General features: G+C 70.8%; 22 protein-coding genes and 1 pseudogene. 7 read left to right on the top strand and 16 right to left on the bottom strand.

Annotation, left to right across the window (positions count from 1 at the left end):
* The 11 genes from nuoE to RBH18_RS31830 form a co-directional block, all read right to left on the bottom strand.
* Positions 1-666 (bottom strand): NADH-quinone oxidoreductase subunit NuoE (nuoE, locus tag RBH18_RS31880; protein WP_306214175.1); only part of this gene is annotated, 666 nt, incomplete at its 3' end.
* Positions 666-1988, bottom strand: a complete 1323-nt coding sequence (locus tag RBH18_RS31875) for an NADH-quinone oxidoreductase subunit D (protein WP_306214174.1) — start codon at positions 1986-1988, stop codon at positions 666-668. The genes RBH18_RS31875 and nuoE, both read right to left, overlap by 1 nt.
* Positions 1985-2602, bottom strand: a complete 618-nt coding sequence (locus RBH18_RS31870) for an NADH-quinone oxidoreductase subunit C (RefSeq protein WP_306214177.1) — start codon at positions 2600-2602, stop codon at positions 1985-1987. The genes RBH18_RS31875 and RBH18_RS31870 overlap by 4 nt, the downstream gene beginning before the upstream one ends.
* A 62-nt stretch (positions 2603-2664) precedes the next feature.
* Entirely contained in the window at positions 2665-3336 is a 672-nt protein-coding gene (locus RBH18_RS31865; RefSeq protein ID WP_306214173.1) for a NuoB/complex I 20 kDa subunit family protein, read from the bottom strand.
* Positions 3337-3368: 32 nt separating this feature from the next.
* Complete coding sequence (locus RBH18_RS31860; protein ID WP_305787747.1) at positions 3369-3734, bottom strand: NADH-quinone oxidoreductase subunit A; 366 nt, start codon at positions 3732-3734, stop codon at positions 3369-3371.
* An 89-nt stretch (positions 3735-3823) separates the two neighbouring features.
* Positions 3824-5092, bottom strand: coding sequence for a geranylgeranyl reductase family protein (locus RBH18_RS31855; RefSeq protein WP_306214176.1), 1269 nt, complete (start codon positions 5090-5092; stop codon positions 3824-3826).
* 143 nt (positions 5093-5235) lie between these two features.
* On the bottom strand, positions 5236-5529 hold the full coding sequence (locus tag RBH18_RS31850; protein ID WP_306214172.1) for a hypothetical protein: 294 nt from the start codon (positions 5527-5529) through the stop codon (positions 5236-5238).
* Between the two features lie 41 nt (positions 5530-5570).
* The gene (locus RBH18_RS31845) at positions 5571-6266 is read right to left on the bottom strand and encodes a demethylmenaquinone methyltransferase (protein WP_306214171.1); all 696 of its coding nucleotides are present in this window, start codon (positions 6264-6266) and stop codon (positions 5571-5573) included.
* A 725-nt stretch (positions 6267-6991) separates the two neighbouring features.
* Positions 6992-7246: a hypothetical protein gene (locus RBH18_RS31840; RefSeq protein ID WP_306214170.1), complete on the bottom strand. Its 255-nt coding sequence runs from the start codon at positions 7244-7246 to the stop codon at positions 6992-6994.
* A 134-nt stretch (positions 7247-7380) separates the two neighbouring features.
* Complete coding sequence (gene mqnC / locus RBH18_RS31835) at positions 7381-8619, bottom strand: cyclic dehypoxanthinyl futalosine synthase (RefSeq protein ID WP_306214169.1); 1239 nt, start codon at positions 8617-8619, stop codon at positions 7381-7383.
* Positions 8620-8665: 46 nt separating this feature from the next.
* Positions 8666-9400: a TetR/AcrR family transcriptional regulator gene (locus tag RBH18_RS31830; protein WP_306214168.1), complete on the bottom strand. Its 735-nt coding sequence runs from the start codon at positions 9398-9400 to the stop codon at positions 8666-8668.
* A 59-nt stretch (positions 9401-9459) separates the two neighbouring features.
* Between RBH18_RS31830 and RBH18_RS31825 the strand changes: the two genes are divergently transcribed.
* The 5 genes from RBH18_RS31825 to RBH18_RS31805 all read left to right on the top strand — a co-directional run bounded on the left by RBH18_RS31825 (position 9460) and on the right by RBH18_RS31805 (position 16650).
* Positions 9460-9840, top strand: a complete 381-nt coding sequence (locus tag RBH18_RS31825) for a VOC family protein (RefSeq protein WP_306214167.1) — start codon at positions 9460-9462, stop codon at positions 9838-9840.
* 55 nt (positions 9841-9895) lie between these two features.
* Complete coding sequence (locus RBH18_RS31820) at positions 9896-12925, top strand: DEAD/DEAH box helicase (protein ID WP_306214166.1); 3030 nt, start codon at positions 9896-9898, stop codon at positions 12923-12925.
* 158 nt (positions 12926-13083) lie between these two features.
* Positions 13084-13911, top strand: coding sequence for an SWIM zinc finger family protein (locus RBH18_RS31815; RefSeq protein ID WP_306214165.1), 828 nt, complete (start codon positions 13084-13086; stop codon positions 13909-13911).
* Positions 13912-14049: 138 nt separating this feature from the next.
* Positions 14050-15654 (top strand): beta-1,3-glucanase family protein, encoded by a 1605-nt coding sequence (locus RBH18_RS31810; protein WP_306214164.1) that lies wholly within the window; start codon positions 14050-14052, stop codon positions 15652-15654.
* Positions 15655-15693: 39 nt separating this feature from the next.
* Complete coding sequence (locus RBH18_RS31805; protein ID WP_306214163.1) at positions 15694-16650, top strand: aldo/keto reductase; 957 nt, start codon at positions 15694-15696, stop codon at positions 16648-16650.
* Positions 16651-16696: 46 nt separating this feature from the next.
* On the opposite strand, the gene RBH18_RS31800 is transcribed toward RBH18_RS31805, so the two are convergent.
* From RBH18_RS31800 to RBH18_RS31790, 3 genes are all read right to left on the bottom strand, one after another.
* Entirely contained in the window at positions 16697-18172 is a 1476-nt protein-coding gene (locus tag RBH18_RS31800) for an LPXTG cell wall anchor domain-containing protein (RefSeq protein ID WP_306214162.1), read from the bottom strand.
* A gap of 107 nt (positions 18173-18279) precedes the next feature.
* Positions 18280-19803 (bottom strand): hypothetical protein, encoded by a 1524-nt coding sequence (locus tag RBH18_RS31795; protein ID WP_306214161.1) that lies wholly within the window; start codon positions 19801-19803, stop codon positions 18280-18282.
* A 75-nt stretch (positions 19804-19878) separates the two neighbouring features.
* A complete protein-coding gene (locus RBH18_RS31790) occupies positions 19879-20736 on the bottom strand; it encodes a menaquinone biosynthetic enzyme MqnA/MqnD family protein (RefSeq protein ID WP_306214160.1) in 858 nt (285 codons plus the stop codon).
* Between the two features lie 246 nt (positions 20737-20982).
* On the opposite strand from RBH18_RS31790, the gene RBH18_RS31785 reads away from it, so the two are divergent.
* Entirely contained in the window at positions 20983-23004 is a 2022-nt protein-coding gene (locus RBH18_RS31785; protein WP_306214159.1) for a HelD family protein, read from the top strand.
* A gap of 122 nt (positions 23005-23126) precedes the next feature.
* A complete protein-coding gene (locus RBH18_RS31780; protein WP_306214158.1) occupies positions 23127-23885 on the top strand; it encodes a VOC family protein in 759 nt (252 codons plus the stop codon).
* Between the two features lie 143 nt (positions 23886-24028).
* On the opposite strand, the pseudogene RBH18_RS31775 reads toward RBH18_RS31780, so the two are convergent.
* A pseudogene (locus tag RBH18_RS31775) lies at positions 24029-25339 on the bottom strand (M14 family metallopeptidase); the annotation flags it as partial.
* Positions 25340-25426: 87 nt separating this feature from the next.
* A complete protein-coding gene (locus RBH18_RS31770) occupies positions 25427-25621 on the bottom strand; it encodes a hypothetical protein (protein WP_306214157.1) in 195 nt (64 codons plus the stop codon).
* Between the last annotated feature and the right edge of the window lie 107 nt (positions 25622-25728).

The raw sequence follows: 25728 nt of genomic DNA, 5'->3' as shown, positions 1-25728 counted from the left end.
CTCCTGCGCGAGCGTGACCCCGCGCAGCGTCGGCGCCCCGGGCCGGCCGTCGGCGACCGCGCCCTCCCGCTCGTCGTTGAACCCGGCGAGCTGGTGCTGCATCTCCTTGAGCGTGCAGATCCGCGCTCCGCGAGGGAGTACGGGCCGCTCGTCCCGGCGCAGCTGCTCGGCCAGCGTGACCGCGGCCTCCGGGGTGGCCTGGTCGATCGCGTAGTCGTAGTTGACCGTCACGACCGGCGCGTAGTCGCAGGCCGCGAGGCACTCGGCGTGCTCCAGCGTGATCTTGCCGTCGGCCGTGGTCTCGTCGTGCCCGACGCCGAGGTGCTCGACCAGCTCGTCGTAGACCTCCTGGCCGCCCATCACGTTGCACAGGGTGTTCGTGCACACGCTGACCAGGTAGTCGCCGGTCGGCTTGCGCTTGTACATCGTGTAGAAGGTCGCCACCGCGCCGACCTGGGCCTTGTTGATGCCCAGGACGTCGGCGCAGAAGGCGACGCCGGCCGGGCTGACGAAGCCCTCCCGCGTCTGCACCAGGTGCAACAGCGGGAGCAGCGCCGAACGCTCCCGGCCCGCGGGATAGCGGGCGATGATCTCCAGCGCGGGCTCGAGCAGCTCGGCGGCGAGCGGCGCGGCGGCCGGGGAGAAGTCCACCGTGGTATCGGTCATCAGCGGTCACACCCACCCATCACGGGGTCCAGGGAAGCGCCGCCGGCGATGACGTCGGCCAGCAGCGCGCCTTCGGCCATCGCGGGGATGGCCTGGAGGTTCACGAAGCTCGGGTCCCGCATGTGCACGCGGTAGGGATGCGTGCCGCCGTCGGAGACCGCGTGGACGCCGAGCTCGCCACGCGGGTGCTCGATGCCGACGTAGACCTGACCGGGCGGCACCCGGAAGCCCTCGGTCACGAGCTTGAAGTGGTGGATCAGGGACTCCATGGACTGGCCCATGATCTTGGCCACATGCTCCAGCGAGTTGCCCATGCCGTCCGTGCCGATGGCCAATTGCGCAGGCCAGGCGATCTTTTTGTCGGCGATCATGATCGGCCCCGGGCGCAGCTTGTCGAGGGCCTGTTCTATGATCTTGAGAGATTCACGGATTTCCGCCATGCGGACCAGGTAGCGACCCCAGACGTCACTGGTCTGTGCGGTGGGCACCGAGAATTCGTAGTCCTCGTAGCCGCAGTACGGCATGGTCTTGCGCAGGTCCCACGCGAGGCCGGACGCACGCAGCACGGGCCCGGTGATGCCGAGGGACAGGCAGCCGGTCACGTCGAGGACCGCGATGCCCTGGGTGCGCTCCTGCCAGATGATCTGGCCGGAGAGCAGGCTCTCGTACTCCTTGAGCTTCTTGGGCATGTAGACCAGGAAGTCGCGGATCTTCTTGATCGCCGACTCCGGCACGTCCTGGGCAACGCCGCCCGGGCGGAAGTAGGCGTGGTTCATCCGCAGGCCCGACGTCTCCTCGAAGATGTCGAGGATGTACTCACGCTCGCGGAAGCCGTAGAGCATCATCGAGATCGCGCCCAGCTCCATGCCGGTGGTGGCGATCCAGACCAGGTGCGATGAGATCCGGTTCAGCTCCATGAAGAGCACCCGGATGGTGTTCGCGCGCTCGGTGATCTGGTCCTCGATGCCGAGCAGCTTCTCGACGGCCAGGCAGTAGCCGGCCTCGTTGAAGAGCGGGGCCAGATAGTCGGCGCGGGTGACGAAGGTCGTGCCCTGCGTCCAGTTGCGGTACTCGAGGTTCTTCTCGATGCCCGTGTGCAGGTAGCCGATGACCGGACGGGCCTCGGTGACCGTCTCGCCCTCCAGCTCCAGCACGAGCCGGAGCACGCCGTGCGTCGACGGGTGCTGCGGGCCCATGTTGACGACGATCTTCTCGTTGCTCAGCGGGTCGATCGCCTCGGTGACGGTGTCCCAGTCGCCGCCGGTGACGGTGAAGACCCGGCCCTCGGTTGTCTCGCGCTCGGTGGCGTATCCCTGTGTCACTGGTAAACCCTCCGCTGGTCGGGAGGCGGAATGACCGCGCCTTTGTACTCGACGGGCACGCCGCCGAGCGGGTAGTCCTTGCGCTGCGGGTGACCCTCCCAGTCGTCCGGCATGAGGATCCGGGTGAGGTTGGGGTGGCCGGCGAAGACGACGCCGAACATGTCGTACGTCTCCCGCTCCTGCCAGTCGGCGGTCGGGTAGACGCTCGTCACGCTGGGGACGGTCCCGTCCGCCGGCACGGCGACCTCCAGCCGGACCCGCCGCCGGTAGGTCATCGATGTCAGGTGATAGACCACGTGCAGCCGGCGGTTGTCGGTCGGCAGGTAGTCCACCCCGGACACCGAGGAGCACAGCTCGAAGCGCAGCGACTCGTCGTCGCGCATGATCCGGCAGACCTCGGCGATCCGCTCGGGCACGATGTGCAGGGTCAGCTCGCCGCGGTCCACGACGACCTTCTCGATCGCGTCGGCGAAGCCGGGGTAGGCCTCCTCGAGCGCGTCGTAGACCTCGTCGAAGTAGCCGCCGAACGGCCGCGGGCTGTCGGCGACCGCGGGACGCCGGCGCACCAGACCGCCGAAGCCCGACACGTCGCCCGTGCCCTTGATGCCGAACATGCCCTTCTCGGGATTGTTCTGAGCCGGCGCGTCCAGCTGCGCGCCGACCGGCTCTTCCACCGTCACTTGCCGGCCTCCCTCAGGTGCGGCTGCAGCTTCATCCAGTTCTCGATGCGCAGCTGCTCCTCGCGGCCCTCCTTGACCGCCTGCGTCCACTCGGCGCGGCGCACCTTGTCGACGCGGTAGGAGGAGGGCATCGCGCCCGGCGCCACCACCGGGACGTCGCCGCGCTCCCGGCGGGCCTCGAGCATCTTGCGGCCGTTCGGCCCCAGCGGAGCGGCCATCACCTTCTCGCGCATCTTGAGGATCGCGTCGATCAGCATCTCGGGGCGCGGCGGGCAGCCGGGCAGGTAGATGTCGACCGGGACGATGTGGTCCACGCCCTGCACGATCGCGTAGTTGTTGAACATGCCGCCCGACGAGGCGCACACGCCCATCGAGATCACCGAGCGCGGCTCGGGCATCTGGTCGTAGATCTGCCGCACGACGGGCGCCATCTTCTGGCTCACCCGGCCCGCGACGATCATCAGGTCGGCCTGCCGCGGCGACGCCCGGAAGACCTCCATCCCCCAGCGCCCGAGGTCGTAGTGCGGGCCGCCGGCCGCCATCATCTCGATGGCGCAGCAGGCCAGCCCGAACGTCGCTCCCCAGAACGACGACTTGCGGGCCCAGTTCGACAGCTTCTCCACCGAGGTCAGCAGAATGCCGCTCGGCAGTTTCTCCTCGATTCCCATAACGGCTGCTCTCTCCTCCGGCTAACCTGGACTCAGTCCCAGTTGAGGCCGCCACGCCGCCACACGTAGGTGTAGGCGATGAAGACGGTGACGATGAAGAGGACCATCTCGACGAAGCCGAAGAGGCCGAGCGCCTCGAAGCTGACGGCCCACGGGTAGAGGAAGATCGTCTCGATGTCGAAGACGATGAAGAGCATCGCGGTCAGATAGAACTTGACCGGGAACCGGCCGCCGCCCACGGGCTGCGGGGCCGGTTCGATGCCGCACTCATAGGCCTCGAGCTTGGCCCGGTTGAAGCGCTTGGGCCCCACGATCGGCGCGACCGACACCGAGAACAGGGCGAAGAGCATGCCGAGTATCAGCAGCCCGACGATCGGTACGTAGGGGTTGAGCGTCATGCCGTCTCCTACTCGACTGTTAGCAGCAACACACTATTTGTGCCGTTATGCCCATTGTCGACCGGGGTGCCCGATTTGTTCACCGGGCTTTACACCGCCGGGGCGACCCTGGTCAGTCCGTTGATGATGCGATCCATCGCGTCGCCGTCGCGCGGATCCGTCAGGTTGGCGAGCAGCTTGAGCACGAAGCGCATGAGCGTCGGGTGCGGCATGCCGTGCTTGGTGGCGATCCGCATGATCTGCGGGTTGCCGATCAGCTTCACGAAGATCCCGCCGAGCCGGTAGTAACCGCCGAAGCGGTCCTTCAGCTCCGCCGGGTACGCCCGCAGGGCGCGCTCACGGTCGGCGCCGGCGGTCCGGGCCAGCGCCTGGACCACCACCTCGGCCGCCAGCTCGCCGGACTCCATGGCGTAGGCGATGCCCTCGCCGTTCATCGGGTTGACCATGCCGCCCGAGTCGCCGACCAGCAGCATCCCCCGGGTGTAGTGCGGCACCCGGTTGAAGCCCATCGGCAGCGCCGCGCCCAGGATCGGCCCGTCGGCGTTGGCCTCGTCGCGCATCCCCCAGTCCTCGGGAGTGGTGGCGAGCCAGTCGGTGAGCAGCGCCCGATAGTTGGTCTTGCCGAAGGCGCTGGACGAGTTCAGGATGCCGAGGCCGACGTTGACCCGGCCCTCCCCCAGCCCGAAGATCCAGCCGTAGCCAGGCAGCAGCCGCTCGGGATCCTGGGCGCTGCGCAGCTCGAGCCACGACTCGAGGTAGTCGTCGCCCTGCCAGCCGGGCGCCTGGTAGTAGCGCCGGACCGCCACGCCGAGCGGGCGGTCGTCGCGCTTCGCGAGCCCCATGGCCAGCGGGAGCTTGCCGGACACGCCGTCCGCCGCGATCACCAGGGGCGCGCGATACTGGACGGGCTCCTTGCCGGGGCCGGCCTTGGCCTCGACCCCGATGGCCCGGCCGTCCGCGTCGAGCACCGGCCCGGTCACGTTGACCCCGGTGCGGAGCAGGGCGCCGGCCTCCACCGCGCGCTTGGCCAGCATGTCATCGAAGTCGAGGCGGGTGCGGACGAGACCGTAGCTGGGGAAGCTCGCGAGATCGGGCCAGTCGAGCTCGAGCCGGACCCCGCCCCCGATCACGCGCAGGCCCCTGTTGTGGATCCAGCCGGCCTTCTCCGAGGTGTCGATGCCCATCCGGACCAGCTGGCGTACGGCGCGCGGGGTGAGACCGTCGCCACAAACCTTTTCCCGGGGAAACTCGGTCTTCTCGAGCAGCAGTACTCTCAGCCCGTGCCGCGCCATGTGGTACGCGGCGGCGGATCCAGCGGGACCCGCACCCACCACGATGACGTCAGCCTCGTCGACGATCTTTCCGTCGGCGGCGACCCCGTCGGCGTTGGTTCCGTTCACGGCGTACCTCCGTCTCACCCGGAGGGCTAGTGAAACAGTTCACAAGCCCGCCCTGTCCGGAGTCTAAGACCGGAATCGAGACGGATCACGGTTAGGGAACCCTAACTGTTTCGCGCAGGTGAAATGCCCGCAATGAGCAGATCACTCTCCGTGTTTGCCCCCCGGTTGGCAATTTGCCTGGTCGCAGCATCGTAGTAAGAACGGAACTTGCCCTCGAGGGCGACGTCGAGCGCAGTGATCAACTCGTCAACGAGGCTCTGCGCATACTGAGGGTCACTGGTGGCTACGACGCGAATCGCGTGCGCGAGTTGCAGCGCGCGCTGCTCGCCCTCTTCCCGATCGTTGATCGGAACGTCGATGTCCGAGTCATCGACGAACAGGTCGATAGTCGTCATACCTCCGACCTAACACCTTTTTCAGGTGCAAAACGGTCGTTTCAGCTCTTAGTCGCTCGATGTAGCGCAACGACCCCGCCGGTCAGATTGCGCCAGCCGACGCGGCTCCACGGGCCGGCACCGGCGATCTTCGCGGCCAGGGCCCGCTGGTCGGGCCAGGCCCGGATCGACTCGGCCAGATAGACATACGCATCGGGGTTGCTCGACACGCTGCGCGCGACGACGGGCAGGCTGCGCATCAAGTAGGACAGATAGACCGTCCGGAAGGCGGCGTTGACCGGGCTGCTGAACTCGCACACCACCAGGCGGCCGCCCGGGCGGGTCACGCGGGCCAGCTCGCGCAGCGCGGCCTCGGTGTCGACGACGTTGCGCAGGGCGAAGGAAATTGTCACCGCGTCAAAGGACCCGTCGGCGAAGGGCAGCTTCAGCGCGTCGCCGGCCACCAGCGGCACCCGCCGGCCACGCGCCCGGCCGGCGCGCAGCATCCCGGTCGACAGATCGGCGCCGACCGCGAACGCCCCGGACAAGCTGAGCTCCTCCGTGCTCACCCCCGTGCCGGCGCCCACGTCGAGCACGCGCTCCCCGGGCCGCAGTCCGAGCGCCGCCCGGGTCGCCCGCCGCCAGCCCCGGTCCTGCCCGAAGCTGAGAACCGTGTTGGTGAGGTCATATCGCTGGGCCACGCCGTCGAACATCTCGGCGACCTCGTGCGGCTGCTTGTCCAGGTCTGCGCGCGTCACGGGCTTTACTGTGCCACCCCGGAACACAGAACGAGCGGGATGGTGACCCATCCCGCTCGGACCTTCGTGCGTTATATATACGACCGCCATCGGGTCGGTTCCGAACCCACCGCCGGCGGTCTGAAAGCCTCGGCGACGCTTCACGCTTGCCTGGTGCTGATCGTGCTCGGTGCTGGTCTTACGCGGTACGGGATGACGGTAACCAGCCACGGACGAGTGAGACCAGGGACACGCTGTGCTCGTTACCGAGGAGCAATACAGCCCTCTCCGCTCCGCCTACCCGGCCTTGGCCGATCGGGTGACCCGGACGGTCGTACGGCCTACCCCACCCCTCAACCAGGGCGTGTCAGCTTGCGTGGCCGCTCCGCCTGCCCTACCCCCAAGGTGCCGACATCTCGGACACGCGCGAGGGCGCCCGCCGTTCCGGTCACGCGCGAAGACTCCCGACCGTTCGCCGGCTGCCGCGAAGTCGACGCCACACCACGTTCCGCGCGACCGTCCCGTTCCATGCGACGTCAGCTTGCCTCGCCCTCGCCCCCGTCTCACGCGAGCGCCAACTTGCCGCGCCGGGACGTGCGCTGGCGTCGGGTCGCGCGCGGTCGTCGGGTCGCGCGCGGTCGTCGGGTCGCGCGCGGTCGTCGGGTCGCGCGCGGTCGTCGCCGCGTCTCGCGAGCATCGTCGTTCCCCGCGGTGGCAGCTCGCCGCGTCGCCATCCCCCGCGGAGATCAGCTCACCGCGTGGCCGTCCCGCCCGGAGGCCAGCTCACCGCGTCGCTCACAGGCGCCGCCGCGTCCCGCACTGGCATCGCCGCTCCGCGCGGGGTCAACTCGCCGCGTGGCGGTCAGGCGCGGAGGCCAGCTCGCCGCGTCGCTCACCGGCGCCGCCGCGTCCCGCACGGGCGTCACCGCGTCCCGCACGGGCGTCACCGCGTCCCGCACGGGCGTCACCGCGTCCCGCACGGGCGTCACCGCGTCCCGCACGGGCGTCACCGTCCTACGCGGCGTCAGCTCGCCGCGTGGCCGTCCCGCACGGGCGTCGCCGCTCCGCGCGGGGTCGACTCGCCGCGTGGCCGTCGCGCGCGAGCGGGAGCTTGCCGCGTCCGTTTCGACCGGCGTCAGCTGGCCTCGACCAGGGGCAGGGTCTTGCGGGCTCCGCCGGGGGGCATGGCGATCGACGAGAAGTGGGAGCGCACCCGGTCGTCGGTCGGGTCGTCCGCCGGGGTCCAGTGCACGGCCAGGTGGCGGTAGACGGTGTCGCGCTGCGCCGGGATGCGGTCGGCGGTGCGGATCATCTCGATCAGCTGGTGCAGGTTGGAGCGGTGCCGGGCGCCCGCGGAGGAGATGACGTTCTCCTCGAGCATGATCGAGCCGAGGTCGTCGCCGCCGATGTGCAGGGCGAGCTGACCGACGTCCTTGCCCGTCGTCAGCCAGGAGGGCTGCAGGTGGGAGATGTTGTCGAAGAAGAGCCGGGACACCGCGAAGAGCCGCAGGTATTCCATGGTGGTGGCCTGGGTGCGGCCCTTGAGGTGATTGTTCTCCGGCTGGTAGGTCCACGGGATGAACGCCCGGAAGCCGCCCTTGCCGTCGCCCGCCTCGACCGGCGAGTCGACATAGCCGTTGGCGACGGCGAGATCCTGGCAGTCGCGGATCATCCGCAGGTGCTCGATGCGCTCGGCGGCCGTCTCGCCCGTGCCCATCATCATGGTCGCGGTGCTGCTCAGGCCGTTGCGGTGGGCCACGGACATGACCTCGACCCAGCGCTCGCCCGACTCCTTGAGCGGCGCGATGGCCTTGCGCGGGCGGGCGGGCAGCATCTCCGCGCCCGCGCCCGCGAGCGAGTCCAGCCCCGCCGCCTTGATCCGCAGCAGCGCCTCCTCGATGGAGGTGCCGGAGACCTTGGCCATGTGCAGGACCTCGCTGGGCCCGATCGAGTGGATGGTCAGCTGCGGGAAGGCCGCCTTGACCGACGAGAAGAGATTCTCGTAGTACTCGATGCCGTAGTCGGGGTGGTGCCCGCCCTGGAGCATGACCTGCGTGGCGCCCAGGTCGACGGCCTCGGCGCAGCGACGGAGGATCTCCTCCATCGGGTGCGACCAGGTCTCCTTGTGCTTCGGGGCGCGGAAGAAGGCACAGAACTTGCACGCCGTGACGCACACGTTCGTGTAGTTGATGTTGCGCTCGATGATGTAGGAGACGATGCCCTCGGGGTGCCGCCGGCGGCGCACGGTGTCGGCCGCCTCGCCCAGCGGGTGGAAGGGCGCGTCGGTGTAGAGCAGCAGCGCCTCCTCCGGCGTGATGCGCCCGCCGTCGGCCGCGCGGGCCAGGATGTCGTCGATCTCCGCGTTCACCGTCACGCCCAGAAGCGTACGTCCGAATCGGCCGCCCGGGCAGCGGCGCGGGTCACTGGCGCTGCCTCGCCCCGATGAGAACGCCCAGGCCGTCGAGGACCCGCTCGAGGCCGAAGGCGTACGCGTGATCGGGGTCATAAGCCGCACCCAGCTCGGCCCCCGCCGCGGCGCCGATCCGCACGGCCAGGGGGTAACGGTCCCGATCGAGAACCTCGTCGAGCAGCGGGCCGCGCTCCGCCCACCACTGCTCGTCGGACTCCTCCGTGGCGGCGGCCCGGGCCTGCGCGCGCGCCCGCGAGGAGTGCTGGACGAAGCCGAGCAGGAAGGTCAGGGCGTGGTCGACCTCGGAGTCGGCCAGCCCGGTGTCCGCGAAGGCGCCCAGCTCGTGCTCGTACTTCGCCATGAGTCCCGGGCCCAGGGGCGGCCGGGAGGACGACAGCTCGGCGGCCCACGGATGCGTGTCGAACAGCACACGATTGTCGTGCGCCACCGCCCGGGCCCGGTCACGCCACTCCGCCCCACCGGGCTCTGACCTGCTCATCTGCAGATAGAGGGCGTCGAGCATGAGGTCGAGCAGGGCCGCCTTGTCCGGCACGTACGTGTAAAGCGTCATCGGCACCACGCCCAGCTCCTGGGCCACCCGGCGCATGCTGACCGCGTCGAGGCCCTCGGCATCGGCCAGGGCGATCGCGGTGCCGACCACCCGGCCGACCGTCAGACCCGGCTTGCGGCCCCGCCTGTTGGGCGGCGGCTCGTGCCACAACAGGTCGATGGTCGGTCGCGCCATTGGCCTTCCTTTCTTGTACGGCGTATTGTGTACACCGTCCAACTAGCCCGGGAGGCACCGTGCAGATCACCTCGTCCGCCGTATCCCTCACCGTCGCCGACGTCCCGGCGTCCAGCAAGTTTCTCGCCCGGCACTTCGGCTATGCCGAGCGGATGTCCGCCGACGGCTTCGCGTCCCTCAGCAGGGAGGATCACGCGCCCGACGTCATCCTTCTGCGGCGCGGCCTCGAGGTGCTCCCGGAGGACATGCGCGAGCAGGAGGCCGCCGGCGTCATCGTCGCCTTCGTGGTGGACGACCTCGACGCCGAGCACGAGCGCCTCCGCGGGCTGGGCGCGCCGATCACCCTGCCTCTCCGGGAGGAGCCATGGGGCGAGCGGCTGTTCATGGTCACCGATCCCAATGGCGTGCGCTACGAGCTGGTTTCCTGGGTGTCGTCCTGAGCCCCGCCCTCGTCAGGTCGTTAGTCTCGGTGGGTCGATCGGAATCGGAGTCGCAGTGCTCGTCGTGCATGGCGTGTGGATCGCCGGTGAGTCCGTGCCGGGCCGGCTCGCTCTCTGGGCGGAGGATCCCGCCCGTCCCCTGACCACCACCTCCCGGGCCCGCTCGCGGCCGCACCCGTTCGCGGCGCCAACCGGGGAGCTCGCCCCGGTCCTCGCCGGCGTGTCCGACGACCTCCGAGCGGCGCTGGCCCAGGCGCAGCCGATCGAGCTGACCCTCGAGCTGCCGAGCCACGCGAAGGGTCCCCTGCCGTCGCCGGAGACCGGCAGCGAGAGCCCCACGCGCGGCCTGCGGCTGACCGGGTGGGAGGTTCCGGCGCTGGCCGTGTCCGGCGACGAGGCGCTCAACGCCCTGAGCGCGCTGACCGCCCCCGAGGGGTCATGGACGGCGGCAGCCTCCGTCCGCTACCTCTCGCTCGTCGCCGGCTGGGCCTGTGATCTCGCCCGCCGGGGCCGGATGCTGCCCCAGCTGGTCACCGAGGAGGGCGTGCCGGCCGCGCGGTGGCGACCGGTGCTCACCGGGCCCGACGCGGCGACGTTCCGCGACTTCGGGTCGGCGGTGCCGCCGGTGTGCCGGGCCGCCGCCCAGCTGCCGGCGCGAGCGGTCGTGCAGGGCGCGCTCGAGGTGCTCGTCGACGCCGCGGCGCGGTCGCTGATGCCCGAGCGGCTGCTGCTGGGCATGCGGCCCGGCGTCAAGGGAGCGCTGGCCGACCGCTGGATCGCCGCCCTCACCGCGACCGATCCCACCCTGCCCGGGGCCCGCGAGGCCGAGGTCGCCGAGCTCGCCGAGCCGCTCACCGCCTGGCTGCGCGCCGCGCACGACAGCGACGGTCCCGTCCGGCTCAGCTTCCGGCTGGTGGAGCCCGAGCCGGGCGAGGACGACTGGCGGCTCGACTTCGCGCTGCGGTCCGCCGACGACCCGAGCCTCTACCTGCCCGCCGACGAGCTGTGGGCGGGCCGGCGACTGCCCGGGGTCGCCGGCCGTCCCGACGAGCTGCTGCTGGCGGGGCTGGGCCGAGCGGTGCGCCTCTTCCCGGCCCTGCACGAGGCGCTGCTGGAGGCCCGCCCGGTCGGCATGACGCTGAGCACCGCGGAGGCGCACGGGTTCCTGAGCCAGGCCGCTCCGCTGTTGCAGGCGGCGGGCTTCGGCGTGCAGTTGCCGGCGTGGGCCGGGCGCAAGGCGGTCGGCCTCAAGCTCACCACCCGGGCGAAGGGCACGACGCCGTCCGGCAAGGCCGCGGCCGACTCCGGGTTCGGGCTCGAGCAGCTGGTCGAGTTCCGCATCGACCTGGTCATCGGCGAGGGCACCGTGACGGCCGAGGAGCTGGCCGAGCTGGCCCGGCTCAAGGTGCCGCTGGTGCGCGTCCGGGGCCAGTGGGTGGAGCTCGACGACCGGCAGCTCAAGGCCGCCCTCAAGGCGGTCGGGCGGCGGCGCACCGGCGAGCTGACCGCGGGCGAGGTGCTGCAGCAGGTCATCGACGGCGGCGAGGAGGACCTGCCGCTGGTCGAGGTCGACGCTGACGGCCGGCTCGGCGACCTGCTGTCCGGCGAGGCGGCCGAGCGGCTGACCCCGCTGGGCACCCCCGCGGGCTTCCGGGGCACGCTCCGGCCCTATCAGGAGCGCGGGCTGTCGTGGCTGCACTTCCTGGCCGAGCTGGGCCTGGGCGGCATCCTGGCCGACGACATGGGCCTCGGCAAGACCGCACAGACCCTGTCGTTGCTGCTCACCGAGCGGTCGGGGGCGACCCGGCCGGCACCCACGCTGCTCATCTGTCCTATGTCTCTGGTCAGCAACTGGCAGAAGGAGGCGGCCCGTTTCGCGCCGGAGCTGCGAGTGCACGTGCACCACGGCGGCTCGCGCAAGCGTGATGAAGAGTTCATGCGCGCCGTGGCGGAGTCCGATGTGGTCGTCACCACCTACGGCACGGCGCTGCGGGATCTCGGCGCGATCCGTGAGGTCCACTGGGGACGCGTGGTGTGCGACGAGGCACAAGCCATCAAGAACAGCGGCACCCGCCAGGCGCAGGCGGTGCGCGCCATTCCGGCCCGGACGAGGCTGGCCCTCACCGGCACGCCCGTCGAGAATCACCTGGCCGAGCTGTGGTCCATCATGGAATTTGCGAATCCGGGGCTGCTCGGGCCGGCCAAGCGCTTCCGCAAGAAGTTCCAGGAGCCGATCGAGGTGCGCGGCGACGCGGACGCCACGGCCGCCCTGAAGCGGGCCACCGGACCGTTCGTGCTGCGGCGCCTCAAGACCGACAAGTCGATCATCTCGGACCTTCCGGAGAAGAACGAGATGAAGGTCTGGTGCTCGCTCACCGCCGAGCAGGCCACCCTCTACCAGGCGGTCGTCGAGGACATGATGGCCGCGATCGAGAGTTCCGAGGGCATCCAGCGCCGGGGCAACGTGATCGCCGCCATGACGAAGCTCAAGCAGGTGTGCAACCACCCCGCCCACCTGCTCAAGGACGGGTCCCGGTTGCCGGGCCGGTCGGGCAAGCTGGCCCGGCTCGAGGAGCTGGCCGAGGAGATCGTCACCGAGGGCGACAAGGCGCTCGTCTTCACGCAATATTCCGAGTTCGGCACGATGCTGCAGCCCTATCTCGCCGCGCATCTCGATCGTCCGGTGCTGTGGCTCCATGGTGGACTCTCGAAGACCAAGCGCGACGAGCTGGTCGAGCGGTTCCAGCACGACACCGAGCCGATGCTGTTCCTGTTGTCGCTCAAGGCCGCCGGCACCGGGCTCAATCTCACCGCGGCCAATCACGTCATCCACGTGGACCGCTGGTGGAATCCCGCCGTGGAGGACCAAGCCACCGACCGCGCGTTCCGGATTGGACAGTCGCGCAACGTGCAGGTGCGCAAGTTCATCTGCAGCGGCACGCTCGAGGAGAAGATCGACGCGATGATCGAGCGCAAGAAGGCGCTGGCCTCCACAGTGGTCGGCACCGGCGAGGACTGGGTCTCCGAGCTCAGCACGGACCAGCTGCGCGACCTCTTCGCCCTCGACGCCGCGGCGGTGCGCTGACATGCCCGCCAACGACCTCGCGCCACGGAGAAGCGGCGACATGCCCGCCAAAGACCTCGCGGCACGACAAAGCGGCGACGCGCCGGCCGCCCTCGTCGAGCCGCCGGCTGCTGACGTGCGCCGTGGCGCCTTCCCTACTGAACCTGAGGGATACTGACATGCCTGTTGACCCGGAAGGACGCTGGTTCACCTCCGACGGGCCGATCCGCGTGGACGGCGGCATCGCGGTGCGGGCCCAGCGCGGCAAGATCGGTGAGCAGTGGTGGTCGCGGCGGTTCGTGGACCTGCTGGAGCAGATCTGTCAGCCGGGGCGTCTGGCGCGCGGGCGGACCTATGCGCGCAAGGGTCAGGTCATCGACTTCGAGCTGACGCCGGGTCAGGTGGTCGGCCGGGTGCAGGGCTCACGCCCCGATCCCTATCAGGTCACGTTGCGCATCCCGGCCTACGACCAAGCACAGTGGACGCTGGTGCTGTCGGAGCTGGCGGCGCAGGCTCTTTTCCGGGCTGCGCTGCTCGCGGGCGAGATGCCGCACGAGATCGTGGAGGTCTTCGACGGGCTCGGGCTGCCGCTGTTTCCGTCCGATCTGGACATCCGGTGCTCGTGCCCCGACTGGGGTGTGCCGTGCAAGCATGCCTCCGCGGTGCTCTACGTGCTGGCCGAGGCGTTCGACCGGGACCCGTTCCTGGTGCTGGCGTGGCGCGGGCGCGACCGCGAGTCCGTGCTGGCGGAGCTCCGCGGGCTGCCCGACGAGGTGGAGACGCCCGACCCGCTGGCGATCGAGGAGGTCGCGCTGGAAGAGCGGCTCGCCGACTTCTACACGCCGGCGCTCTCGCTCAGCAGGCTCCGCGAGCGGCCGCCCCGGACGACCGTGCCGCCCGAGCTGCTTCTGCGGGTGCTGGACGCGCCGGCCGTCCGGGTGCGGCACATTCCGCTCGTCGACATCCTGCGGCCGGCGTACAGGGACCTCGGCCAGGAAACTGCATAGGTTCTTATCTATTGACACCGAGTGTTCACGATTCGATGCTGTGAGAGCGCTCTCCACTACCCCCTTCCTGCGGCGGGCGCACCATCACCGCGCCGTGGCCCCAGGCCTCGCGCGGAACCATCCCCATGAGGAGTCGCCGTGCGTTTCCGACGAAAGTTGGTGCATGCCCTCGCCGCCCTGGCGGTGACCGTCCCTCTCTCCCTGTCCGTCACCTCACCAGCCGAGGCCGTCGGCCCCGCCCTGCTGCCGGTGACCGTCTCGAACACCACCGGTCGCGGCGAGGCCGTCTACCTCTACGTGATCGGCATCAACCTCAACACCGGCCGGCTCGGCTACGTCAACCAGGGCGGCACCTTCACGCCCTGGCCCGCCGGCTCGCTCCCGCCCTCGCCGGCCCCGGACGTGGCTATCGGCGGCCCCGGCAACGGCGGCTCGACCACGATCCAATTCCCCCGCGGCTTCTCCGGCCGGGTCTACTTCTCCCTGGGCGAGAAGCTCAAGTTCTTCCTCACGCCGGACGGCCTCGTGCAGCCGGCCCCGTGGGCCAGCGGCGACGCCAACTACAACATCCTGTTCGACTGGAGCGAGTTCACCTACAACGACTCCGGGCTCTGGCTCAACAGCTCGCAGGTCGACATGTTCGCCGTCCCGCACGCGGTGACCGTCACCGGGTCGAGCGGCGTCACGACGCGCACCGGCGACCCCGTCGCCAACGGCCGCACGAACGTGATCAACGGGATCAAGGCGCAGGCGGGCTGGGCGAACACGGTCGTGACCCGCTCGGACGGCACGGTGCTGCGCGCCCTGGCACCGGGCAAGGCGGCCGGCGCCGGGCTGCTCAGTTCCACGTACCTCGACTCGTACATCACGTCGGCGTGGAACGCGTACACGACCAAGACGCTGACGGTCGTGCCCTTCGGCGACCAGCCCAACACCAAGTACTTCGGGCGTACGTCGGGCAATGTCATGCGCTTCACCAACTCGGCCGGCCAGCAGGTCGCGTCGTTCAACAAGCCGTCGTCCGCCTCCGTCTGGGGCTGCGACGGTGACCTGCCGGCCCCGAACGACCAGGTCGTCGGCCCGATCTCCCGCACCCTGTGCGCCGCCCTCAACCGGGGCACGCTGGGCACGGTCGACACCCAGCCCAGCACCAACGCCGCGCAGTTCTACCAGAACAGCCCGACGAACCAGTATGCCAAGATCATCCACCAGAACATGGCGGACGGTAAGGCGTACGCGTTCGCCTTCGACGACGTCGGCAACTTCGAGTCGCTGGTGCACGACGGCGACCCGCGGTCGGCCGGGCTGATCCTGTCGCCGTTCACGGGCGGCGGCGGCACCACCCCGCCGCCGACCGGCAGCGCAAACTCCCTGGTCAGCGACTGGAACGGCAAGTGCATCGACGTCCCGAACGGCAGTGCCGTCGACGGTGCCCGGCTGCAGATGTGGACGTGCAACAACAGCAACGCGCAGAAGTGGGCCTTCCAGAGCGACGGCACGGTCCGCGCGGTGGGCATGTGCATGGACCCGGCCGGCGGCGCGCTGACCAACGGCACGCCCATCCAGCTGGTCACCTGCAACGGCAACCCGGTGCAGCGGTTCACCCTGTCCGGCGCCGGTGACCTGGTCAACGTGTCGGCCAACAAGTGCGTCGACATCGCCGACTGGAACGGCACCGACGGCGCGAAGCTCCAGCTCTGGGACTGTGCGGGCACGACGAACCAGAAGTGGCACAAGGCCTGAGCGAACACCCGGGACGCCGGGGCGGCATAGGCTCGGATCATGAGTGACATGAGCTACCGCCGCCTCGGCACCTCGGGTCTCGTCGTCTCCGTCGTCGGGATCGGCTGCAACAACTTCGGCCGCAAGCTCGACCTCGCGGGCACCAAGGAGGTCGTCGGCGCGGCGCTCGACGCGGGCATCACCCTCTTCGACACCGCCGACATCTACGGCACGCCGCACGGCGCGTCGGAGGAGCTGCTCGGCGAGGCACTCAAGGGCCGCCGGGACGAGGTGGTGCTGGCCAGCAAGTTCGGCATGGACATGGAGGGGCTCAACGGCGCCGACTGGGGCGCCCGCGGCGCCCGGCGGTACATCGTGCGGGCCGCCGAGGCGTCGCTGCGCCGGCTCGGCACGGACCACATCGACCTGTACCAGATGCACCGCCCCGACGAGGCCACCCCGATCGAGGAGACGCTCGCCGCCCTCGACGACCTCGTGCGCGCGGGCAAGGTGCGCTATCTGGGCAATTCCAACTTCTCGGGCTGGCAGATCGCGGACGCCGACTGGACAGCGCGCGCCGACGGGCGTACCCCCTTCATCAGCGCGCAGAATCGCTACAGCCTGCTGCACCGCGGAGTGGAGACCGAGATCATCCCCGCGTGCGAGCGGTTCGGGCTCGGGATGCTCCCGTTCTTCCCGCTCGACAGCGGCCTGCTCAGCGGCAAGTACCAGCGCGGCCAGGCGCCGGCCGAGGGCACGCGCATGGCGCAGGAGCGCTACAAGTCGTGGCTGGACAGCGCCGACTGGGACACGATCGAGGCGCTCACGGCCTTCGGGGCCGAGCGCGGCCACTCACTGCTCGACGTGGCGATCGCCGGCCTGGCCGCGCGACCGGCCGTCACCAGCGTCATCGCGGGCGCCACGACCGCCGAGCAGGTGCACGCCAACGCCGCGGCCGGGTCGTGGCAGCTCGACGTCGCGGACATCGCCGCGCTGGAGGAGATCCTGGGCGCATGAGAACAGCGCCCCGGCCCCGCGAAGGGGCCGGGGCGCTGCGGAAAGATCAGTCGACGACGGTGACGATGCGACGACGCCGCGCCGCGTAGAACGCCGCGCCGCCGGCCAGCAGCAGCGCCGCGCCGCCCGCAGCAACCATCCCGGCCGGCGCGCCCGTCACCGGCAGGCCCTCGCCGTCCTCGCCGCCACCGCCGGCACCAGCGGTCGTCAGCTTGACGTCGAGCACCGCGGTGTCGTTGCCCTTCTTCGGGTCGAGGTCGCCGTTGTCGACCTTGACCGAGCCCGGCTCGCCGGCCGACTCGATCGTGCCGGTGAAGGAGAATTCCGCCTTGTCGCCCTTGTGCAGATTGTCGATGATCAGGCAGAAGTACTTGCCGTCGCCGTCCTCGAAGCAGTCGGGGTCGGCCTTGGTGACCTTGACGCCGGACGGAAGCTCGACATCCACGAGGAGCAGCGCGCCCTGCAGGATGGAGCCGGTCGCCGCCGGGCCGTTGTTGCGGACGCCGACCTTGACCGTACGGGTGTCACCCACCGAACCCGTGAAGGTCCCGCCGATGGCCGCCACGTCGGCCGGGTTGCTGGACACCGAGACCGTGAAGGTGCGCACGTTGTCCCAGTCGTTGATGTCCTCCGGCAGGTCGTCCGGGTCCTCGTCGAGGGGCTGCACCTCGAGCGCCGACGCCTTCCGGGCGCTCCGGACGCCCGCGGGCAGCTCGGCGAGGTCCTCCTCGGTGAGCCCGACCACGTAGGCGCCGGCGAACAGCTCGGACGGGCCCGGGGTGTCGGCCGCGAGCTTGAACCTGAAGGGCGCCTTGTCCGCGAGCGTCACGGTCTCATCGGGCTGGATGGGCTCGTCGAAGACGCACGCGATGCCCTCCAGCTCGTCCTCGGTGAAGCAGTTGCTGTACTTCATCGGGAAGCTGAGGAACGGGTCACCGACCAGCACCACGCCGTAACCGGCCGGCGCCTTGTTGCCCGTGTTGGAGAACACGATCGGCACGTCGGCGGTGGCGCCCGGGTCGAGCTTGTAGTCGTCGATCGGGGCGAGCTCCAGGTCGACGCCCTCCTTGGTGGTGAAGACGGTCACGGGGGCGCTCTGTGCCCACTCGTGGGTGCCGTCCTCGAGCACCACGTCGAGGTTCGCGCCGAAGGTCGGCAGCGCCGCGGTCGGACTCACCGTGAAGGTGAGCGTCTTCTGCTTGCCCGGCGCGATCGAGTCGATCCGGCACCCGTCGGCATCACAGCCCGCGGGCGCGACGAACCCGATACTGGCGGGGATCGCCGAGCTGCCGAAGCGGACGATCAGGTCCCGGGCGGTGTCCTCGCCGTAGTTGAGGACCTCCACCTCGACCTTCTTCGACTTGCCGTCGACGGCGACGACCTGCTCCGGCAGCAGCAGCTCGACCTCGGGGCCGAGGTCGTCGTCGGGATCCGCGTACGCGGGCAGGCCCGCACCGGCCGTGGCCAGCCCGGTCAGGAGGAGGGGCAGGCCGACGCGGCCCACCAGGGTTCGCAGACGCATGGTCACCGTTTTCCGACGATCAAGAGGAGGTCGGCGAACAGTAAGGGACGGGACCGTATCGGCGCTACCCCACGTCCGGCCGAAGATCATCACTGCGCGGCCGGTCCTTACTCGGCGACCGTCTCCTCGTCGCGGCGGCGCGCCAGGAACAGCGCGGCCGTGCCGGCCAGGATCAACAGCCCGCCGCTGCCGGCGATCTCCGCCACAGGGGCGCCGGTGATCGGAAGCGACTCGCCCCCACCGGTCCCGCCCGCCGGCGTCGTGGTGGTCGCGGTGGGCGTCGGCGACACCGACGGCGAGGGCGACGTCGGGGCCGAGGGCGAGGGCGACGGTGACGTCGTGGCGGGCGCCAGCTTCACGCCGATCGCGGCCCTGTTGTCGGCCGGATCCCGATCCTCGGCGAGCACCTCGACCGATCCGGCCGCCCCGGCCGACTTGATCCTGGCCGTGAAGGAGAACAGCGCCTCGTCGCCCTTGCGCAGCACACCGGCGGGCCGGCAGACGTACCCGGTGCCGGCGACGGCCGCACACCGCTCGTCGGCCTTGGTGACCTCGACACCCGCGGGCAGGGCCACGGCGACCTCCAGCGCGCGGGCGGCCGCCGGGCCGTCGTTGCGCGCGCCCACCTTGACGGTACGCACGTCACCGACCGCCCCGTCGAACGTCCCGCCCACGGCCACGAGGTCCGGCCTGTTCTCGGACACGGCGACGGCGAAGGTGCGTACGTTGTCCCAGTCGTTCAGCTCCGCCGGGTCGGGATCGGGCGCCGCGGTCGTCGTCACCGGCTCGGCCCGGAGCGCGGAGCCACGGGACTTCCGCGCCGCCGCGGGCACCTCGGCCAGGTCGTCGCCGGTGAGCCCGATGACGAAGGCTCCCCCGAGGTAGGTCTCCGGGCCGGGCGTGTCCTCGGCCACGTGCAGGCGCATCGGCGTACCGGCGGAGATCTTGACCGTGTCGCCCGGCTGGACCGGGCCGTCGAAGACGCACACGATCCCGGCGATCTCCTCCTCGGCGAAGCAGTTGCTGTAGAGCACCGGGAAGTCGAGGAACTCATCGCCGCTGAGCACCAGGCCGAAGCCCGCGGGCGCCTCGGTGCCGGTGTTGGTGAGGGCGATCGGCACGTCGGCGGACGCGCCGGCGCCGAGCCGGAAGTCGTCGATCGGCGCCAGTTCCAGGTCCACGCCGCCCTCGGGAGCCCGGACCGCCGTCACGCTGCGCTGTGCGATCGACACGCCGGTCGCATCCCGCAGCTCGACGGTGAAGCTTTCGCCGAAGCGGCCCAGCTCATCGGTCGGGTCGATGCTGAACTGCACGGTCGCCCGGCCGCCGGGTGCCACGTCCCCGACCGGGCACGCCGCCACGGCGCAGCCGGCCGGCAGGGCGAGTCCGACGGCGGCCGGCGCGTCGAACGTCACCTTGGCGCCCGTCAGCGCCTTGCCGTCCCCATTGGTCACCGTGACCTCGACGGTCTTCGGCCGGCCCGCCACGGTGTAGACGTAGCTGGGCGCCTCGAAGTCGAGCTCCGGGGTCGCGTCCGGGTCGGCGTGAGCGGGCAGGCCGGCGCTCGCGGTGGCGAGGGTGACCAGGGTGAGAGGCAGGCCGATCCGGCTCAGCAGGGTGCGCAGACGCATAATCGCGCACCCTAACGGCGAGCCGATCTCGCGGCAGCCCCGAGTGTCTATATCGGACTTATGCCCTGCCCGGCGTCACACCTCGGCGAACCGCGGACCGTCCTCGGGCAGCGGCGGCACCTCGCCGCGCAGCGCCGCCCGCCGGGCGAACTCGCGCAGCCCGGCGATCTGCCGCTCGCCCAGCGAGAAGTCGAGCGCCCGGAAGTAGGTGGCGAGCGTCGCGGCGTCGAAGGGCTCCCACCGCGCGCCGGCCTCGGCGACGGTGTCGAGCTCCTCGAGGCTCAGGTCGCGGGAGCGCTGGAACGCCTCGTGCACGTCCTTGACCAGGCCGGGATGGGCGGCGGCGAAGTCCTTGCGGACCGCCCAGACCGCGAACACCATCGGCAGGCCGGTCCACTCCCGCCACGCCTCGGCCAGGTCGGTGACGATCAGGCCCTGCTCGGGGGCCTCGTAGTTCGCGCGCAGCGCGGGGTCGCCGATGAGCACGGCGGCGTCGGCCTCCAGCAGCATCTGGCCGAGCTCGGGCGGGCAGCGGAAATACTCGGGCTCGGCGGCATACTGCTCGGTGAGCAGCATCTGGGCGAGCATGACCCCGGTGCGCGAGGTCGAGCCGAGGGCGACGGGCCGCCCGTCCAGCTCGGCGAGCGGGCGGGTGGAGACGATGTTCACCGACAGCACCCGGTCGGCCGCCCCCACCGCAAGATTGGGCAGGAGCAGCAGCTCGTCGGCGTGCCGCAGGTATTCGACGAGCGTGATCGGACCGATGTCCAGATCGCCGGCGACCAGGGCGGCGCTGAGCTTCTCCGGGGTGTCCTTGTGCAGGTCGACGTCGAGCAGCGCGCCGGAGCGCATCAGGCCCCAGTAGATCGGGAGGCAGTTGAGAAACTGAATGTGCCCGACCCGGGGGCGCTGCGCGGGGGCGTCGATGCTCATCCTCCGACGCTATCTCCGCCCACCCGGACGACCGGCAGCAAGGGACCAATCTCACGTCTCGATCCGTCCCACCCGCCCCACGCAGCCCATCCGCTTAATTCGGTCGCTCGGGTGCGGCGACGCGCGTAGGCTGGTCCGTCGCGCGCGGGGATCGCGCGCTTCTTTGGGCACTGCCGACACCGCACCTCGACGGAGCGCCGGGCGGCCCCCGCCGGATCACCGCACCGACGCCGAAAGGTTCCTCGGATGACGCTGCCTGCCCACACCGACCTGGACGACGATCTTGCCGCCGAGCGCCGGCACCTTGTCGAGTCCCGCGCCGCGCTGCACCGGATGCGGGATCGGGCCGAGTCGCTCTTCTCCTCCGCCGACAACGTGGCCGGGGATCCCTTCGCCGCCGAGACGCTCGGGCGGGCCCTGTCGCGCCGGGTGAAGGAGCTGGCCGACGACCCGAACACGCCGCTCTTCTTCGGCAAGCTCGACGTGACCGACGCGGCCTTCCACATCGGCAGGCGGCACGTCACCGACGATGCCGGGGAGCCGATGGTGCTCGACTGGCGGGCGCCGCTGTCGCAGTCGTTCTACCAGGCCAGCGTGCGGGATCCGCGGGGCGTGGCGACCCGGCGCCGGTTCGGGTTCGTCAAGGGCGAGCTCACCAGCTTCGAGGACGAGCACCTGGACCGCGGCGAGGAGCTGGGCACGAGCAGCCGCATCCTGACCGCCGAGATCGAGCGGCCGCGCGTGGGGCCGATGCGGGACATCGTCGCGACGATCCAGCCCGAGCAGGACGAGCTGGTCCGGGCCGAGCTGGAGGACTCCATCTGCGTGCAGGGCGCACCCGGGACCGGCAAGACCGCGGTGGGCCTGCACCGGGCCGCCTTTCTCCTGTACGCCCACCGCGAGCGCCTCCGCCGCACCGGCGTGCTGGTCGTGGGCCCCAACACCGCGTTCCTCTCGTACATCGCGGCGGTCCTCCCCGCCCTCGGCGAGATCGAGGTCCAGCAGTCCACGGTGGAGGGACTGATCGCGCGGGTCCCGGTCAAGGGCACGGACAGCGACGCGGCGACCTTCCTCAAGCACGATCCGCGGATGGCCGAGGTGCTGCGCCGGGCCCTGTGGGGACGCCTGGCCAAGCCCACCGAGCCGATCATGGTGTCCGACGGCTCGTACCGCTGGCGCATCGACGCCGAGCCACTGCGCCGCATCGTCGACGAGGCACGCCGCGAGGGGCTGCCGTACTCCGTCGGCCGGGAGCGGGTCCGCGCCCGGGTGGTGGGGCTGTTGCAGCGGCAGTCGGAGTACCGGACGGGGAACTCGCCGAGCGAGACGTGGCTGCGCAAGATGGCGAAGGTCGCCCCGGTTCGTGACTTCCTGGACGCCGCCTGGCCCGCCGTCACGCCCGAGGCCCTGGTGGTGACCCTGCTCACCGACGCCGAGACGCTGGCCCGGGCGGCCGACGGCATCCTGACCGCGGAGGAGCAGGCCACCCTGCTGTGGGCCAAGGCGCCGAAGACCCCGAAGTCGGCCAGGTTCAGCGCGGCGGACCTGCTGCTCCTCGACGAGGCCGCCGGCCTGCTCGAACGCGAGGGCAGCTTCGGGCACGTGGTGGTGGACGAGGCGCAGGACCTCTCGCCCATGCAGGCCCGGGTCATCGCCCGGCGCAGCGAGCACGGGTCCATCACGCTGCTCGGCGACCTGGCCCAGGGCACGGCACCGTGGGCGGCGGCCCGCTGGCAGGACACGCTCGGCCACCTGGGCAAGCCCGGCGCGGCCGTCGTTCCGCTCACCGTCGGCTTCCGGGTGCCCGCGGCGGTCGTGGCTCTCGCCAACCGGTTGCTGCCGGCGCTCGCGGTGGACGTACCGGAGGCGGTGTCCCTGCGTCGCGACGGTGACCTGGCCGTGATCGCCGTGCCGGACCCCGCGGAGCTGGATGCCGCGACCCTGGTCGAGGTCACCGCGGCGCTGGAGCACGAGGGATCCGTCGCGGTCATCGCGGCGGACGTGGCGGTGGACCGCCTGCGCGGCCACCTCGCCGCCGCCGGCATCGACACCGCGACCGCCGACGACCCCGACTCCGAGGCGCGCGTCACTGTGGTGCCCGCCACGCTTGTCAAAGGCCTCGAGTACGACCACGTCGTCGTCACCGAGCCCGCCGAGATCGTGGCAGCCGAGCCGCGCGGGCTGCACCGCCTCTACGTCGTCCTCACCCGGGCAGTCTCCCGGCTCTCCGTGGTGCATGCACAGCCGCTGCCCGAGCCGTTGCGCTGAGTAAGGTGGTGGGTCATAGACCCTAGGCATTTCAGTTGAACTTCCGACTGAGCAGTTCGCTGGATGGCGTGGCGGTGCCACTATCTAGGGCGTCTTGTGTGCTGGCCGAGAAGTGGGGGGCCATGACCGACCCGATGCCGGGCGTGCCCAACTGGGTGGATCTGGGCACCGCCGACCTCGCGGACGCGACCCGCTTCTACTCGCTGCTGTTCGGCTGGGAGGCGGACGTCTCCGGCGAGGAGTACGGCCACTACACGACCTACCGCCTCGACGGCCGGGCCGCCGCCGGCGCCGGCCCCCTCGCGGGCATCGGCCAGCCCACCGCATGGAGCACCTACATCAGCACCGACGACGCCGACGCCGTCACCGAGCGGGTCGCGGCCGCCGGCGGCAAGGTGCTGGTCCCGCCCTTCGACGTCATGTACCAGGGCCGCATGGCCACCTTCCTCGACCCGGCCGGCGCCCCCTTCAGCGTCTGGCAGCCCGGCACCATGAAGGGCGCCGACGTCTTCGACATCCCCGGCGCCCTCACCTGGAACGAGCTCGTCACCCGCGACATCGAGGGCAGCGCCGCCTTCTACGGCGCGGTCTTCGGCTGGGTGGCGCGGGAGAGCGCGATGGGCGACCTCCCCTACATCGTCTGGGAGCACCACGGCGAGACCATCGCGGGCATGCTCGGCATGGACGACAACTGGCCCCAGGACCTCCCGGCCCACTGGATGATCTACTTCGCCGTGACCGACTGCGACGACGCCGCCGCGTACGCCCAGTCCCTGGGCGGCCGCGTCGTCCACCCGCCGACCACCCTCCCCATCGGCCGCTACGCCGTCCTCGAGGACCCCCAGGGCGGCGTCTTCGCCATCCTGCAGGGCCAAGGGTGATGGGCTTTCGAAAAGGAGCCGAAGATCGTGCCCGGCATCCTGGCGGCGCTGGAGCGCTGCGGTTTGCCCAAGTTCGCCGCGGAGGCGCGGCGACATCTGTGAGGCCCAAGGCGACCAGCGGACCGCCTTGGGCCCCCTCGTCAGCAGTAGGTGCTCTGCTTGCCGATCGCACGGTAGGGGCAGTCGGCGATCTCGGCGAGCTGGAGGGCCGCCTCGCGGTTGCGGGTGGTCTCGCGGGTGATGACGCTGGCCGGCGGGTAGAAGCCGCCCGCCGAGCTGCTCGTCGGGTACATCTCGAAGGTGTAGGCGAAGATCTTGTGGGTGCCCCACAGGTAGTCGAGCAGGTCGCCGTCGGTGACGTAGAGGGCGCTGGACTGCTCCGGGGTGTAGCCGTTGGTGGCCGCCATCTGCCGGCCGAGCGTGGCGAAGGTGTTGTACTGGTCGGCCGTCATGCCGGTGGTGGTGGTCGCGGAGGTGTGGCCGAAGGGCCAGAGGACCAGCTCGGAGTACGTGTGGAAGTCCATCGCGGCCTTGATCTGCTGGACGCCGCCGATCGTCCGGCTGATCACGAAGTCGCGGATCACCTTGGTCTCCGGGGCGGAGAAGGCCGACGGGCCACGGTACGTCTCCGATGACGTGGTGCCCGACGAGCCGCCGCAGCAGCCCCACTTGTAGCCGTAGTTGCGGTTCAGGTCGGTTCCCACGTAGGAGGAGCCGCTGTTGGGCTGGCGGTTCTTGCGCCACGAGCGGTAGCTGCCGGTCGCGATGTCGTACTCGGAGCCGTCCGGGTTGACCGACGGGATGATCCAGATCTCCCGCGAGTCGACGACGCTCTTCACCCTGCTGTCCGTGGCGTAGCTGCCCGTGTAGAGCTTGAGCAGGTAGAGGGCCATCTCCACCGTCAGGTGCTCGCGGGCGTGATGCTGGGCGTCGTAGAGGACCTCGGGTTCGCTCTCGTCGGTGGCGACGTTGTCCGAGATCTTGACGGCGACGATGTCGCGCCCCTCGTAGGACTTCCCGAGCACCCGCTTCGAGGCGATCGACGGGTACGCCGCCACGGCCGCGTTCACCTCGGCGATCATCTCGGCATAGTTGTGGTACGCGGCGTCGCGCGACGGGAAGTCCAGCGTGGACGGGCCGCCCGGGTCGTCCTGGTCGACCGCGCGGACGGTGAAGCCGAGCGACCGCAGTGACCGCACCTCGCGATCCGTTGCGGTGACCTCCACGACGGCGTGCTCGACCGCGTCGATCGAGGCGCCGGTGGAGGCGATCAGGTTGCGCTGGGCGAGGGTGCGGACGTCATAGATCTCGTACGCGGCGGGGGCGTCGGCGCGCGGTTCCGCGGTGGCGGGTTGCGCGCCGGTCGCCCCGGCGGCGATCAGGGCCAGGCCGGCCGTGGCGGCCGCGAGCAGGCCGGTGACGCGTCGTCTCATGAACGACCTCCGGGGGGTCAGAGGGTGTCCGGGCCCTGTCACCCCATCACCGGACATCGATGATTGGCAATGAGATCGGCGTGCCTGCCGGTCATGCCAAACTGCCCCCTACCCCGGCATGATGACCGGCGTGAGCAGGCCTTTCATCCGCGTACGCGCCTGCGGCCGGTCCGCGTACGCCGCCTCCGGCCGGTCCGCGTCGTCGTCCACCGGCCGGTCCGCGTCGTCGTCCACCGGCCGGTCCGCGTCGTCGTCCACCGGCCGCTCCGCCCACGCGTCGCCCTCGCTTTGCCGGCGCGCCACGCTCACTCCGCCCTCGCTTCGCCCGCGCGCCGCCCTCGCTTCGCCCCGGCGGGTCAGTCCGCTTTGTCGGCCTTGGTCGCGGGCTCGGCGGGTCCGGACGTGCTCTG

It is taken from the genome of Actinoplanes oryzae (genome assembly GCF_030757795.1).
In the GTDB taxonomy this organism is placed as follows: domain Bacteria; phylum Actinomycetota; class Actinomycetes; order Mycobacteriales; family Micromonosporaceae; genus Actinoplanes.
This window is presented reverse-complemented; position numbering and strand designations above follow the sequence as displayed.